General features: G+C 44.7%; 17 protein-coding genes. 13 read left to right on the top strand and 4 right to left on the bottom strand.

The window, feature by feature from the left end:
• The first annotated feature begins 289 nt into the window (after positions 1-289).
• The 3 genes from LCH85_03035 to LCH85_03045 are packed head-to-tail and all read left to right on the top strand — an operon-like array spanning position 290 to position 2825.
• Positions 290-1522, top strand: a complete 1233-nt coding sequence (locus tag LCH85_03035) for a hybrid sensor histidine kinase/response regulator (protein MCA0350948.1) — start codon at positions 290-292, stop codon at positions 1520-1522.
• 32 nt (positions 1523-1554) lie between these two features.
• Positions 1555-1965, top strand: coding sequence for a response regulator (locus tag LCH85_03040; GenBank protein ID MCA0350949.1), 411 nt, complete (start codon positions 1555-1557; stop codon positions 1963-1965).
• A gap of 5 nt (positions 1966-1970) precedes the next feature.
• Positions 1971-2825, top strand: coding sequence for a response regulator (locus LCH85_03045; protein ID MCA0350950.1), 855 nt, complete (start codon positions 1971-1973; stop codon positions 2823-2825).
• A gap of 162 nt (positions 2826-2987) precedes the next feature.
• Here LCH85_03045 and LCH85_03050 read toward each other — a convergent pair whose 3' ends face one another.
• Together LCH85_03050 and LCH85_03055 are read right to left on the bottom strand one after the other, a co-directional pair.
• Positions 2988-4514, bottom strand: a complete 1527-nt coding sequence (locus LCH85_03050; protein ID MCA0350951.1) for a hypothetical protein — start codon at positions 4512-4514, stop codon at positions 2988-2990.
• Between the two features lie 65 nt (positions 4515-4579).
• Positions 4580-6370: an ABC transporter ATP-binding protein/permease gene (locus LCH85_03055; protein MCA0350952.1), complete on the bottom strand. Its 1791-nt coding sequence runs from the start codon at positions 6368-6370 to the stop codon at positions 4580-4582.
• A 913-nt stretch (positions 6371-7283) separates the two neighbouring features.
• On the opposite strand from LCH85_03055, the gene LCH85_03060 reads away from it, so the two are divergent.
• From LCH85_03060 to LCH85_03095, 8 genes are all read left to right on the top strand, one after another.
• Positions 7284-8342 (top strand): hypothetical protein, encoded by a 1059-nt coding sequence (locus tag LCH85_03060; protein ID MCA0350953.1) that lies wholly within the window; start codon positions 7284-7286, stop codon positions 8340-8342.
• Positions 8332-10548: a peptidase domain-containing ABC transporter gene (locus tag LCH85_03065; protein ID MCA0350954.1), complete on the top strand. Its 2217-nt coding sequence runs from the start codon at positions 8332-8334 to the stop codon at positions 10546-10548. Before LCH85_03060 ends, LCH85_03065 begins: the two co-directional genes overlap by 11 nt.
• A gap of 407 nt (positions 10549-10955) precedes the next feature.
• Positions 10956-11144, top strand: coding sequence for a herpeto-tandem family RiPP (locus LCH85_03070; protein MCA0350955.1), 189 nt, complete (start codon positions 10956-10958; stop codon positions 11142-11144).
• 50 nt (positions 11145-11194) lie between these two features.
• Positions 11195-11353, top strand: a complete 159-nt coding sequence (locus LCH85_03075) for a herpeto-tandem family RiPP (protein ID MCA0350956.1) — start codon at positions 11195-11197, stop codon at positions 11351-11353.
• A 54-nt stretch (positions 11354-11407) separates the two neighbouring features.
• A complete protein-coding gene (locus LCH85_03080) occupies positions 11408-11578 on the top strand; it encodes a herpeto-tandem family RiPP (GenBank protein ID MCA0350957.1) in 171 nt (56 codons plus the stop codon).
• Positions 11579-11629: 51 nt separating this feature from the next.
• Entirely contained in the window at positions 11630-11797 is a 168-nt protein-coding gene (locus LCH85_03085; protein MCA0350958.1) for a herpeto-tandem family RiPP, read from the top strand.
• Positions 11798-11852: 55 nt separating this feature from the next.
• A complete protein-coding gene (locus LCH85_03090; GenBank protein MCA0350959.1) occupies positions 11853-12017 on the top strand; it encodes a herpeto-tandem family RiPP in 165 nt (54 codons plus the stop codon).
• 46 nt (positions 12018-12063) lie between these two features.
• Entirely contained in the window at positions 12064-12234 is a 171-nt protein-coding gene (locus LCH85_03095) for a herpeto-tandem family RiPP (protein MCA0350960.1), read from the top strand.
• Positions 12235-12556: 322 nt separating this feature from the next.
• On the opposite strand, the gene LCH85_03100 is transcribed toward LCH85_03095, so the two are convergent.
• The gene (locus LCH85_03100) at positions 12557-12949 is read right to left on the bottom strand and encodes a hypothetical protein (GenBank protein ID MCA0350961.1); all 393 of its coding nucleotides are present in this window, start codon (positions 12947-12949) and stop codon (positions 12557-12559) included.
• Between the two features lie 5 nt (positions 12950-12954).
• Positions 12955-13383, bottom strand: a complete 429-nt coding sequence (locus LCH85_03105) for a hypothetical protein (protein MCA0350962.1) — start codon at positions 13381-13383, stop codon at positions 12955-12957.
• Between the two features lie 100 nt (positions 13384-13483).
• On the opposite strand from LCH85_03105, the gene LCH85_03110 reads away from it, so the two are divergent.
• Together LCH85_03110 and LCH85_03115 are read left to right on the top strand one after the other, a co-directional pair.
• A complete protein-coding gene (locus LCH85_03110; protein MCA0350963.1) occupies positions 13484-14005 on the top strand; it encodes a hypothetical protein in 522 nt (173 codons plus the stop codon).
• Positions 14006-14176: 171 nt separating this feature from the next.
• Positions 14177-15238, top strand: a complete 1062-nt coding sequence (locus LCH85_03115; GenBank protein ID MCA0350964.1) for a CIA30 family protein — start codon at positions 14177-14179, stop codon at positions 15236-15238.
• Positions 15239-15345: the final 107 nt, after the last annotated feature.

Below are 15345 nucleotides of genomic sequence, written 5' to 3' on the forward strand. Positions count from 1 at the left end.
ATATTTTATCAAGGGAGTTATTTTAGGATTCTCAGGATTCCTGTTTATTATAATAGCTCCTGATAATGGATATGAATTAAATAAGGTTATTTCAAATTTTAATATAATATTTTTACTTCCATTAATTACTACTGGATTAATTAGTGGATCATCTGCAATGATTATCAATGGATTTATCGAAATACTATCTATATTTATATTATTCTTTATTTATCAAACCTCAATATCTTATGAAAATGTTTATAATATTTTATTTTTAGCAATTGCTATTTTCCTACTCTGGTTGCTCGTGCGGGCGCTCGAAAATGCCCTGCGCCAATCGCTTCATCTCCAAGCCAATTTACAAAATTTGGTCGATGAGCGCACCGCTCAATTAGCCACCAGCGTGCAAGAAGCCAAATCGGCTCAGCGCATCGCCGAGCAAGCCAACCTACGTAAATCGCAATTTTTGGCCACCATGAGCCACGAATTGCGCACGCCACTCAATGCAATCATCAATATGACCGAGTTTATCGATTGGTTCGGGCCACTCAACAGCCAACAAAAAAGCTACCAAGATCAAGTGCGTGGTGCTGGCGAACATCTCCTCCACCTGATTAACGACATTTTAGATCTCTCGAAGATCGAGGCTGGCCGCGTCGAATTGCAATTCGGCCAAGTCGATTGTGGTGATATCGCCCAAGAAGTTTTGGAAACTGTGCGACCGTTAGCCGAATCAAAGGGCTTACAGGTTGCCTATCATCATGCCGATGGCGCTGGTTTGGCATGGGCTGATAGTAAAGCGATTAAACAAATCGTCCTAAATTTGCTGTCGAATGCAATCAAATTTACCGAAACTGGTCAGATTCGCGTGGCACTGGAATTTTCAGCAACAACGGTCAATATTAGTGTACACGATACAGGGATTGGGATTGCGCTGGAACAACAGCAATTTATCTGGGAATCGTTTCGCCAAATTCAAAGCGCCGACGACCGCGAATACGAGGGAACTGGCTTAGGCATGAGTATCACCAAACAACTCGTCGATTTGCATGGCGGCGACATTACCGTCGAAAGCGAGCTGGGCCAAGGAACCCAATTTCAGGTGTGTCTGCCCACCAAAGCGGCGTGGGAGCAACGTCATAAAAAGTATGTCAAATCAACAAGCGATCACGCCATCTTGGTGGTTGATGATAATCCCAACACGGTTGCTGAATTTGGCCAGCAACTCCAGGCGACCACGTGGAGCATCGTCAGTTGTTTGGATAGTCGCGAGGCGCTAGCGATCTATCAACAGGAACACCCAGTGATCGTGGTGTTGGATGCAACGTTGGCCTTTGTCAGCGCTCATAGCTTGATCGACGCAATCTTAGCGATCAATCCCGATCAGGCGATTTTGATCGTGGCTCCCACCAATGATTATAGCCTTGGCTTGGAAAGTTGGCCGCATATCAGCCGTCCATGGCCCCAACCATTGGATTCGTTGCTAGACCAAACCCTTACGCAAGCCCAACAGCAGCAACAGCTCGCATCACAGCCCTAGCCGATAGGAGAACTCACGTTTTAGGAGAAAGCATGCTTACCACAACAACCCAAATCTCAGCAGGGGTGATTGAAGATAACCCGCAAAATCTAGAAATTGCACGGGTTTGTCTAATTCATCAACTGCATGCCCATTATCAAGGTGGCTGGCGTTCAGGCCAGAGTTTCTTTACATGGCACAGCGAACAACCCAGAATTGGCTTCGACCTTTTATTGTTGGATATTCACATGCCCAAGGAGAGTGGCATCAAACTCTATCAAGAGCTGCGTGAATTATTGCCAAAAACCAAAATTATTGCTTGGACAGCCGATGTTGTGCCGCAGCGGGTTGTCTTATACCAACAAGTTGGCTTTGATGGTATGATCGGTAAACCAATTAATACCAAACGTTTTCCATTACAAATCCAGCGGATTTTGGCTGGTGAAGCTGTCTGGGAGATTTAACCGTTATGTTGGATAATGCCGAGCCAATTCTGCTGCTGGCTGAGGATGCCCAGACTGATGCCACGATTGTGCAGGTAATTGCCCAACGCTGTGGCTGGCAGGTTGTTTGGCTCAAAAGTCTCTTTGCAATGTGGCAATATTGTGTCAGCATGCTCGATCGTGAGCAACCGCCGCTCAATTGCGTAATTATGCTCGATATGAAAATGCCTGATCCAGCGTATCGCAATTTAGAAGGCTCAGTTTTAGCAACCTGGCTAAGCCATGCCATGCACGAACAGCGCCTACAGCAAGCGCCAATTTTTGGGATGACGACCGATAAAACCTTGCATCGCGAGTGGGAAGCAAAAATTGCTGGCTGTTATCAATTGTTTGAAAAGCCTTTGCGGCCTGAACATTTTCAGCGTTTACAGCAAAGTTTAAATAATCCAACGCCGCCAGCAATCGACGGCGTTGATCAAATTGCCTGTGAGATTATTCGAAAACAACATTTGGATATTATGCACACGGTGATTGCGGCGTATCAAAATCAAGCAGCACCAAGCGCAAGCACCGATTGGTCATTGGATGAACTACGAGTGCTGTTGAGCCACCTCACCAATTCGATCTATTGCCCACGCCATTTGCAACAACAACGTGAGCAGATTCTAGAGCGAGCGGGTGGCTTGATGCAGCTTCAACGTTCAATCCGTGATTTTCTCACCAATCAACAACTCTCGACTTTCGAGCTAAAAATTCTCAATCGGATTTTGCAAGGCGTTTCGCAAGAGCGCATTGCGGCTCAAGAGGCGATTGGTCGGCGCAAACTTGAGGCAACAATTGAGCATATTTTAGTGGCGTTCGGGCTTTTTCTCAGCAATTAATCCCCCCAAATGTACAATATACATCCATTTGGGGGCTTTATACTAACAATTGAGCGATGAATAGGGGTTCTTTCAACGAAATCAGAAAGAACACACTCCACCGATGTGGAAACATATAGCGTAGCCATCCTAAAGGGTTTAGGGTCGCTACGCTGTTGGTTTTTAACGATCAGTTTGTGGAAAATGGCGATCAAGCCAATCTAAATTGCCATGCGGATATAATTCATCATCTTCACGCTCTATAATATGGTGACAAGAGCGAAATTTGGCTTCGGCAGCTCGTGCTTGAATCGCCAATGGTGGTTTTTGACCATAAGGATACGATTTCAGCTCCCGTAATGCTGGTAAGCTTGCTAGCCAACTAAGATGGCTTGGATCTTCAAGATGCAGATGCAGCGAATGCAACTTGGTTAATTGCAATAGACTGCGCGGAACATGCTCAAGCCGTGTATTGTAAATTGACAAATCTTGGAGTTCGCGCAATTGACCAATCCGCTCGTCAAGCAACGTCCAATCCGGCGATTGCAAATCAAGTCCTTGCAATTGCTCAAGCTGCCAAAACCATGTCGGAATATATTGGTTAGAAAAGTCACCATCGAGCCAGAGATAGCGTAAACTCTTGAGCCATTCAGGCGTAGTGGGCATTGCCAGTAAATGGAAATCCTTGCAACGCAACCAGTCTAAATTTCGACACTTCTCTAAATTCCCAACCTGCTTAACGTTTGCCATTTGCAGATCAAGGCTTTTGAGGCTTGAGAGCGCTTGATCAGTTAACGTTAGCGCATCTAAGCGAGATTCTGATAAGTTGATAAATTCGCATGGGCCATTGACCACCAATTCAGCATTGGCAAAGTTGTTTCCACTAAGATCGAGCCAGCGTACTTGTGGGTTAGCTTGAATGGACTGGGGAATAGAACTTATGTTGCAATGACGCAGCGAAACTGCCGCAAGATTGGGAGGCAAATATAACTCACGCCCAGCACAATCGCTGTAAAACAAATTCAAATCACGAAGACTGCTTAGTTCTGCGAACCATGGTGGGATATGCAACTGCTTATGTTGCGAGAAATCCAGCGATTCCAATGGATGATTCAACAACTCAATCGGGAATGTTGTAAGTTCACTCTCACAAAGATTCAAACCACGTAAGCGGGTAGCAGGCAACAGGCTAAAATCGCGAATTGGGCTTTCAGACAGATCAAGGTATTCGATGGTAGTATCGGCAATCAGGCGGGGAATACTCTGAAAATGATTACTGCCTAGCGAAAGTTGTTTGAGTTTCGGCATGCGGCTAACGACCGCTGGCAACTCAGTCAGTTCATTGGAACTTAGATCAAGGAATTCAATTGAGCTTTGGTCAAAATTGGCTGGTAGTTGGACGTTTGGGCAACCAGCAAGTGATAATTGAACAAGCGGCAATTCAATCAACCAATCGGGCAATTGGCGCAAATCATTGTACATGAGAGTCAGAATATTGAGCGGTAGCTGGCGCAATGCGCTAGGAACTTCGGTTAACTCACACTCAATCAAGCTAAGTATGCGTAAGCTATGACATTGGCCCAACATTGCTTGAAGCTCAGGGCTTGAGCCTAACGGACAAAAATTTAGCGATAAACCTGTCCATTGTTGATCGCGAGCCGTTGCCAAAACTAATGGCCAATCTTCAATCTGGGGAAAATGTTCACTCATAATCCTTCCCTCATTTAATATGTGCGCCCCGCAATTGGTTTAATTACGGGGCGCAGGGCGATTTTTTAGGCTTGCAAGGCTTGCAACTGGGCGTAGGCTCCGTGTTGCGCAATTAAGGCTTGATGGCTGCCAACCTCAACAATTTGGCCATGCTCAATCACGACAATCCGATCAGCGTTACGCACGGTCGAAAGGCGGTGAGCCACCACGAAGGTAGTGCGGCCTTGCATCAAGCGTTCTAAGGCCTCTTGAATTAAGCCTTCCGAGATGCTATCGAGCGCCGACGTTGCTTCATCCAAAATCAAAACCCGTGGGTTACGAATCAAGGCCCGTGCAATTGCCAAGCGCTGACGTTGCCCACCCGAAAGCCGCGTGCCACGCTCGCCAATGATTGTATCGAGGCCATCGGGCATGTCGAGCACAAACTCCAAGGCATTGGCATCGCGCAAGGCTTGCTCAATCGTCGCTTCACTCACATCATTCAAACCATAACAAATATTGTCGCGCACCGAACCATCGAAGAGCAAGGTTTCTTGCGAAACGACCGAGATATGGCGGCGATAGCTGCGCAAATCAATTGTTTGTAGATCATGGCCATCAAGCAAAATGCTGCCAGCGCTGGGTTGCAAAAAGCCAATTACCAAATTAAGCAAGGTCGATTTACCCGAACCCGACGGCCCAACGAAGGCAATTGTTTCGCCTGGCTGCACTTCCAACGTCAGATCGTAGAGCGATGAACGTTGGGTATCAGGGTAGCTGAAATGCACATTGTTAAATTGAAAATGCCCAGCGACTTGATTGAGGCGTTGTTTGCCTTCGTTATCCTCAATATCATCGTTATCCAGAATTTCGCTGACCGATTGGACCGATTCCAAGCCTTTGCTAATTTGGGGTGCAAGGTTGGCTAATTCCATCACTGCGCCAGTCAAAATTGAGAAATAGCTGGTCATCAAAACCACATCGCCCACAGCCAAGGGCAAAAATTGGGTGTAGCAAGCCCAAGCAGCAACAACTAAACACAAGCCATTGAACAAGTTGAAGCTGACCCATGAAGCCGCCCCAAACAGCGAATTGACCGCATCGAGACGTAACCCAGCATGTTGAAATTGCACCAAGCGCCGATCAAGTTTGCGCATTTCTTCTTCTTCGGCAGCATGAGCACGAGTGATTGGAATGAGCTGAATCATTTCGCTCAAGCGTGCCGCCAAACGCTCAACTTGATGGCGAAAAGCGCTATTGCTCGATTGAATTGGATTACGGGTGGTGCGCAACACAATTGCTGCGAGCGGCACGGTTGCTACAAAAAAGACTAAAAACCATGGCGAACGAAAAGCCACCACAATAATTGCTGCTAGCAAATTTAAAATTGCCGCAGGGAAACTCTGAAACACATTGCGGGTTAATTGCTCGATAATTTCCACATCGCGCAGCACCTTGGCCTGCAACACTCCGCTGCTACGTTGATTGTAAAAACCAATTGAAATTAATTGCAACTGCTGAGCCAACATCGAACGCAATTTGCTTTCCATACGCCGAATTGCGCGACTCAGCAAGCGAATATACACATACTGAGTTGGAACATTTTGCAATAACACAATTAACAATAAAAATCCATCAAACCATAAACGTCCAAGCCCGATCTGGCCTTGACTGGCAATAATATTAATAATGTCGGCAGTAATCAGCGGCATAATCCAAACTGGACTATGTTTGACAATATAAATCAGGCTAGCCAGCGCTAATTTGCCCCAATCCTCACGATATAAGGTTAATAGAAGGCGCATGGGGTTTTGAGCAGTTGATTTGGCAGCGGCAGATGAACGGCGGGCGGCAAGAGATTGATTGGTCATCGGCATAGCGATACCCTACGTTTGCAAAACAATGATCGGCGCGACATTGCGTAACCCTAGTCTACCGCATATGTAAAAATTCGCATAGCACCGAACTTTGGCGGCCATGATCAGGTTTTTAGCCACCATCAGCGCGACCAAAATAGATTAACGTTGGTAGCTTAACCAGCTAGCCTCATGATAAATAGCTTAATATTCATGATTGATCGGTTTAAGTAACCATTTTTTAATGCTTTATTTACCAAAGTTCCTTAAAGTAGCTAAAAAAAGATTAAAAACCTGCTCTACTATTAGGATATGTCGTTTTTTTGATAAAAAGTTGACATTATTACAAGTTCTTGTTATGATGCCCCCCATACCGTAGTCCTACCTACTTCCTAGTCCCCTACACGGTAATCCCAACTCAATTGTGGCAAATAAACCATCGTAACCTTGTGGGCACTTCCATAAGTTGCATTTGCTTTGCCAAAAGCGATATTTGGTTGTCACAAGCGAAAAATCACCTGATCGATATATTTAGGAATCAGTCAGCGCTCCCTCATCCACATTCCTAAATCGAGCAGTAAACCCTTGGCAAATCTTGCCAAATCACACAACCCTTAATCAATAAATCGGATGGATGTTCGGCTAGGTGTCTCGTTAAATTATCTGAATTGGCATTCGTTCAGATGCATTTAATCAAGTCATTACTGATCGTTTAAGGCGTTAATCAAAGCTTGATTAACGTTATTTGTAGCTATTCATTGCAATAGCTTGAACTGCATGCTCAATGGGTATGCAGAGTAGTTAAGTTTGGCCAAAATTTAGCCATAAGCTAAATTAAGTTCCAGCAGCCAGCTTAACGAAGCTTTGCTATACCCAAAATACTGCATTCTCTCAAAAAATTCATGTGGCGCTACAATTTAGGAAGGAGTCATCAGTGATCTTAATCATCACCAAACTTTTAACCGATACGACTGTGGTTAGTGTCCGTGAGCTTTTAGAAGCCCAAGGTCAAGAGGTTGTGGTCTTAAGCCAAGAGGTTATGGAACAAAATGCCTCATTACGGATCAATCAGAGCGCCGATGGTCAAGCTCAAGCAATTTTACGCTTAGCTGAGCGCGAAATAAACTTTGCTACCGATGTTAGTGCCGCATGGATTTGGCGCAGCTGGCGGCCAGAGCCACTGCTTGAGCGCTATCAGCAACTAGTTAAACAAGCCGATGAATGGAATTTCTTTTCCAATGAATGGGGCGCATTATATAAAGGTATTGTTTTAGCCCTCAAATGTCATAATATTTTCTGCGTCAATCCACCACCGTTTCATGAAGCATTCGAAGAAAAATGCGGCCAATTATGGACAGCCGCTGATGTTGGCTTTAAAATTCCAGATACATTATTTACAGCGCATCTGCCATATGCCCAAGATTTTTATGAGCAACATGCTGAATCAATTATTTATAAGCCATTCCGTCCATTCTTCAAGATGATTCCACCAAAAGATGAAGAACCAAGCAAAATTGCCAAATTATTGACTAATCGGGTTTCTAAGCAACACTTTACTAATGCTCAAAATGCGATTCCGACCCCTGGTATTTTCCAACCCTACGTTGAAAAAGCCTTTGAATTACGAATTGTCGTCGTTGGCCGCGAAATTTTTAGTTGTGCAATTCATTCACAAAGCAGCGAACGTGCTCGCGAAGACTGGCGACGCTACGATATTCCCAACACTCCACATCAAATCTATGCATTACCCGACGATTTGGCCGCCAAAGTTCGCACCTATATGGATCGGCTCCAGCTGGTGTTTGGCAGCATCGATATGATTGTCACCCCCGAAGGCGAGCATATTTTCCTCGAAATCAATCCCAATGGCCAATTCGATTGGATTGATCGCCTGACGGGCATGCCAATTTATGAACATTTTGCAGCAATGTTACAAGCTGCCAGCATTGATTATCCAATTCCGTTGGCTCAGGAGGCTGTTAATGCTCAGTAAGACGTTAATTTACCGCCGCTTACCATGGATTCGTGCTTCAGAAGGACGCGATTGCGGCCCTTCAGTCTTTGCCTCAGTAGCGCATTTCTACAAGCATCGAATTACCTTGGAGCAAGCACGAGCTTTGGTTGGAGCCGATCGCAATGGTACAAGTTTGGCAGGCTTGCGTGATGGTGGTCGAGCAATCGGGCTTGAATCACGGCCTGCTCAAGCGATTTATAGCGCCTTGCAACATGTGCAATTGCCAGCGATTGCTCACCTCAAGGGTGGCGAAGGCCATTATGTTGTGATTCACAAATGGTCGCCAACCTCAGTGATTGTGCTTGATCCCAGTCGTGGCTTGCGCACCCTCAGCAAAGATGAATTTGAGGCCATGTGGAGCGGCTATTTAGTTGAATTTAAGCCCACCGCAGCACTCAAACCTCGCGATATGGATGTTAAACCGTTCAAAACGCTGTTGCAGCTCGCCCGCCAGCACAAACTCATTTTAGGAATTGTGCTCTTCTTCGCCTTACTAGCAACCTCGTTAGGCTGGGTAACCTCGTTTTTTATGCAAATCTTGATCGACTCGATTATCCCAAATCAGGATCAAGCGCTGCTTTTCGCTTTAGGCCTAGGGTTAATTTTAGTCAGTGTCTTTCAATCAGCGCTCCAATTTGGGCGCTTATGGCTTAGTGCCAAGGTTGGGCAGCATGTCCATCAAGCCTATTCAGCTCAGTATATTGATCGTCTGTTACGCCTACCAATGAAAGTATTTGATGTTCGTTGTATCCCTGGCCTGGTGTTGCGGGTTACCCAAGCCGATGGCGTGCAATTAGCACTTTCCGAAGGATTAATCACAATTTTGGCCGATGTAGCAATGTTTCTGACTGCATTAGGGATTATTGCATTCTACAATCCAATTGCTGCATTAATTGCCGCTGCTGCTTTACCACTTGTTTGGTTTGTTTTATTTGCGTTGAATGATCGGGTGTATAACGCTCAATTAGCCTCGATTATTCGAATGGAAGAATTCACTTCGCAGATGGTCGATGTATTTGATTGTGTACGAACAATTAAGGTTTTCGGAGCTGAGGCCGAATATAAAGCCTTACTCAACGAAAAATTAGCTAATTTCACAAAATCTCGTATGGATAGCCGCGTTAATATCGCGTTACCCAGTGCATGGAGCGTCTTAGCAACCTCATTAATTACTGCCTCAATTTTATGGTATGGCAGCAGCCAAGTATTTGCTGGGCGTATGACTCCAGGCGAGTTAGTTGTTTTGTTTGGGATGGTCGCATTTTATCTCCAACCAATCCAGCGTTTACCCGCCACAATTCTTAATCTACGCACAGCGTTATTAGGCATTGAACGGATGGATGAAATTACAACCTTACCAGATGAAGCTTCACGAACCAGCGAACCAATCGCATTGGCTGAAGTCAAAGGCGAAATTAAGTTCAATGATGTGCATTTTGCCTATATGCGCAACAAAATGGTGCTGAAAAAGCTCAATTTTGAAATCAAGCCTGGCGAAACTGTAGCAATCGTTGGTGAAACTGGCTCAGGTAAGACCTCATTAGCTAACTTGATCGCAGGTTTTTATCTCCCAACCCACGGCGATGTATTAATTGATGGTATTAGCACGCGCAATATCGACCCTGATGAATTACGACGCTCGATTAGTGCCGTCTTTCAAAATACGCGGCTGCTGCAACAATCAATTCGCGATAACATCACCCTGATGCGCGATACCGATCTAGAATTAATTCGCAATGCGGCCAAAATTGCTCAAGCCGACGAATTTATTTCAGGCCAAATGTATGGCTATGAGTCGCAAGTAGCGCGTGGTGGCGATAATTTCTCATCTGGTCAAGGCCAACGCATAACGCTTGCCCGCGCATTGCTCAAAAATGCACCAATTTTAATTCTCGATGAAGCCACCAGCAACTTGGATAGCGCCACCGAACAAGGGTTTTTACAAGCCCTCGAAGATAATCGGGCCGGTCGCACCACCGTGGTGATTGCCCACCGTCTGAGCACCATTTTACGGGCCGACCGCATTTTGGTGATGGAAAATGGCGAGATCATCGAATCGGGCAGCCATGACCAACTTGTAGCCCAAGCTGGCCATTATTACAACTTGATCAAAGGCCAGATCACTAAGCCAACACCTGAGCCAATTGCCATGCCCGAAACCCATTTGAACCAACTCGCGGCCTAAAAAGAGACTGCGAAGCCTGCTACCTTGAGTCGAAGGTAGCAGGCAGGTTGAACATGGCTAGGATTGCTATCGGTCGAATATCATCAAGTAAGGAGTGTGTAGATTTTAACATGCTATCACTAATAAAGCCTGATAGTGTGTAAACTTAAGAGTACTTTACTTAAATGAACAATTAAATTCTATCACTACCAATAAGTAGCAATGATCAATCAATTAAGCTATTTTTGGATATAATCATTTAATAATAGAAGTAATTTAATAAAAGTAAATATCGTTATAAAATCACAAAAATATATAAATTAATCTTGACATATGCAAAAATATTTCTATAATCATGCTCATTGCTGGAATTGAACAAGAATCTATTGTTCAACGATTAATCGAATAACCTTAGAGGAGGATCAACAATGCGTGATCACACAATGCTGGTAGAAAAAACCGAAGATGTCATTATTTTTGGTCTGACCTACCTCGAAGAAGAAGCTGCTGAAATTCAAGATGTCGTTGGCTGTTTGATGCCAATCGGCAGTGAAGGCTATACCGTTACCGGTTGCGATGATTCCGATGGCGGAAATCCAGGCGAAATGATTCCCTAGTTACGCTTGCATAGATGCTTGTGGCTAATTTTTCTAAAGGAGCACCATTCATGGAATTCGAGAACACCAAAATCGAAGAACTGCCAGTTATTTTCGGCCTGACCTATCTTGAAGAAGAAGCTGCTGAAATCGAAGATATCGTTGGCTGTTTGCTGCCAATCGATGGCTATTCGGGCACCAGCTGCGACGACGTTGACGCAATTCCCTAGTTCAATCGCAATTCTTTCCGCTAGCAATAATTGTGTGCATAAGGAGTGACCTTCATGGAATTTGAAACCACCCAAATCAATGAAGCCCCAATGATTTTCGGCCTGACCTATCTTGAAGAAGAAGCTGCCGAAATTGATGATGTCGTTGGTTGTTTTGTCGTTGATGGCTACTCGGGCACGGGCTGCGATGACAGCGATATGCCTCCAGGCACCCAAATTCCTTAATCTTGTGGGTTATCAGCATTCAAGTTGGTTGTGTGTAAAGGAGTGAGCTTAATGGAATTCGAGAACACCAAAATCGAAGAACTGCCAGTAATCTTCGGCCTGACTTACCTTGAAGAAGAAGCTGCCGAAATTGATGATGTCGTTGGCTGTATTATGCCAATCGATGGCTATTCCGGCACCAGCTGTGATGACAGCGATCAAGGCTATCAGATTCCTTAATACGTTGCGTTTGCTGTCGGTTTATTTTTAGCTATTGTGTAAAGGAGTCCAATTCATGGAATTCGAGAACACCAAAATCGAAGAACTGCCAACAATTTTCGGCCTGACCTACCTTGAAGAAGAAGCTGCCGAAATTGAAGATATTGTTGGTTGTATCGTCATTAATGGCTTCTCGGGCACAAGCTGCGACGATAGCGACGATGGATATCTGATTCCCTAATTAATTGAGCTGAAGCGTTAACTAATGTGTGTAAAGGAGTACGTTCATGGAATTAAAGAACATCAAAACTGAAGAACTGCCGGTAATCTTCGGCCTGACCTACCTTGAAGAAGAAGCTGCTGAAATTGAAGATGTTGTTGGTTGTATTGTGATCAACGGCTATTCGGGCACAAGCTGCGATGATAGCGACGTTCCTCCAGGCACTCAGATTCCCTAACTCCTCATTTGACTATTAATTGGTAAATTCCAGCAATCAAGCGAGCCATGGGAAACCATGGTTCGTTTTGTTTTAGTATCGATGCAACTTAGCTATAATCATAGAAAGAGCAAGCGTTAAATGTTCGGTCGAATATATTCAATCAGTAATAAAAATCAATAAATTAGCATATGCAAATTAAAGTAGCTTTTAAATATTATCTATCCTGAAAATGTTGGCAAGAACCAATGACGGCAATGCATTTCATAACTTGCTGCTAGTTTCTCCATATCCAGTCAGCAAAAAATAATATCACTATAGGTTATTGAATCAACTAGTTTAACTAGTTTTTCGGCCCATTTTGATTCCCAAATCGGTTCGTTATAATGTTGATGTTTTTGAGCTTTTTATGCATTTTTGGATCGACAAAGCCATACTCTGCCAAATGTACGAGTTTATGATAAAGCTGCATAATTGGTTTCCATAGGCGGCAGCTCTGCCAGAAATCGTAGTGAATATTGATTCGGGCAAACATTTGCGCTTGGTTGATTAATTCAGCATCTTTCAAATAGTTTAATCGAGCTTTTTGTTCTCGAAACACTGAAAATGCTGCCAATAGTTTAGCACGTTTGGCATAAAACCCTAAAATATCGATTGTCAGATTATTATTTTCTAGGCGATTTTTAACTGTGCGCATCGAAGGCCGAACAGCAAATAGGCTGCTGTGGTCGTCCATATGGATCAATTTTGGCCATCAATGGCGCTAGCAAGATCAGATTTTGTGAGTACCCACAACCATGGCAACGTATCCCAAGCTTTATTAGCTCGCCAAAAAGATTTAACAAATTCGACTAACTGGCGAGCTTGGCTCATTGGGGGAACCATCAACCAATGATCACGATCATGGCCTGGCTCGATGCAATAAATAACTCCAACGCACGGGCGTTGCACCAAGGCTTCAAGTTCATCCTCAAGCTCAAGGGCATAGTTGGTTATCCATTCAAACGTGATCGTATGCCCCTCAAAACCAAACTGGGCACGGGTTCGATTATTTGGCTCATAGCTAAGCACAACGGGTTGCTCAGCAGGTTGGTTTGCTTGAATTAAGGCCTGAATCAGGCTATGGCGACCTGATCGAACATTACCAAGCACTAGAATCGGGTGTGCCATATTGCTTCCTCACGTATCAACGACCCTGCAAGCTATTGTAACCCATCTCCAACCTACAACGTCTAAAGCAATGCTGAATGGTAATGTTTGGAGGTTTGGCATGCAACACAAACAAGTGCTTTGGAAGTGGGTTGGCGCAGGGTTGGCTGGAGTTTTGCTATTAATTGGTTGTGGTAGCCCACAAAAAACAAGCTATGCAGCTGGCGAATCGCTCGCCGCAATCACCAACACTAGTGGCTATAATTTTCTGGCGTGGGAGGCTGGGACGCGGGTGCTGATGGTTTATAACGGAGCTTACGAGAAGGAAAACTGCGCATCAAGCACTGAGCTCAAGAGCACCAAGGCCATAAATCAGTGTCGAATCGTCTTCGACGATGGAACGCTAGTTACGTGGCAAATTACAGCTCTTGATAATCAGCCAACCGAGTTAATTATCAATGAGACCAATTATCCTCTTCCCGAAACAGGTAATCTAGTCATCATTCATGCTCAAAACGGAAACATCCAAGTACAGCAGCAGCAACGAGAACTTGGTGAGATCGACTTTAGCGCAAAAGCGCTTGACGCTTGGCTTAAAGCCGAGCCATTGACGGCTCCAATCGTTTTCCCCGAAAAACCATAGACGACGCGTATCAATTGATTAAACTCAATTGATACGCTAGCTGGCGAGAGGGCTATGGTATGATGGCATTTGATAGGGCAACATTACACTGCAAGCTACGTATAGCCCAAGACCAATAATTTAGCAGAGTTAATTATCGCCATGGCTGTTGATCAAAAATCCATAGGAGCATTGGCCGAACTACTCACAACCCTCTTACGCCAACGCCAACTTTCACCACGTCGTTTAGCCGAATTAACCAGCATTCCCGAAGATACAATTAAAGGATGGTTGCTTGGGCGAGGTCGCTCAATTCGCGAGTGGGAACGGGCCATTGTGGTTGTAGCTGTGCTTGATTTAAGCTATTCTAGCACGTTAGAGTTTTTTAATGCTGCGAAAGTTTCGTCAACTACACTCGAACGGCTAGCCAGTGTCGAATTATCAGCAGCCTATCGCGAACTGCAACCGTTGGTCGAAGCGTGGGCAGCACGTCACGAGATTATTCAACAACTCCGTGCGTCCAGTCTTCAACCTTTAACCAGCACGTTACCAACTGATGAATCAGCCCGCATTGAAGCCGCCGAGCAAATTACCGAATTGCCGACTGAAACCAATCACCATGCTCAACCACTTCCAGCCAAGCCTGTTAGCACCAGATCATGGCGGTTTGGCTTGATTGGCCTCAATTTAATGCTTCTTTTGGGTATCGGATTTGGGGTATGGTGGATTTTACGCCCAAGCGTTTTAGAGCCTTGGAGTGAGGGCGAATGGGGATCGTACACTGATAACGATGCTGGCGGAAACTCAGTAATAACTCCAATCATATCAAACTGCATAATACCTGATTTATCACCCAATGAGCAGTTGGTCGTTGGCTGTTTAGGAATGCATGGGACAATTAGTGGCCCCGATGGCTATGCCGGAATCTATCGCACGCTCAGCGCCACTCCAAATCAAACGGTTGACTTGAGTCAATATCAAGCAATTGGTTTTCTGGTTCGTGGCTCAGGCCAGCATGTGCATGTTGGCTTAGAAGTTCAAACTGATCCGAATCAGTCAATCCAAGAGCATGTTGCGAGTTTTACATTAACGCCCAATTGGCAATATGTACGAATTCCATTTAGTAGCATGCTGCCACTTGTGCCTGGTAGTCAGCTTGACCTGACCACTATTCGAGCTATCTCATGGTCGATTACCCAAGGCGACCAAAATAATGTTGAAATAATCGTCGATCAGATTCGATTTGAACGCTAAATTGTGATTAATTGGCTTATTTTGGCGATTTGACCTTGATCTAACCTCTATTTGACCGCTATTTACACTAGCCGAAGGATGACGATTTTGGCAAGCTGCCTCCATAT

The organism is Chloroflexota bacterium, assembly GCA_020161265.1.
Classification (GTDB): Bacteria; Chloroflexota; Chloroflexia; order Chloroflexales; family Herpetosiphonaceae; genus Herpetosiphon.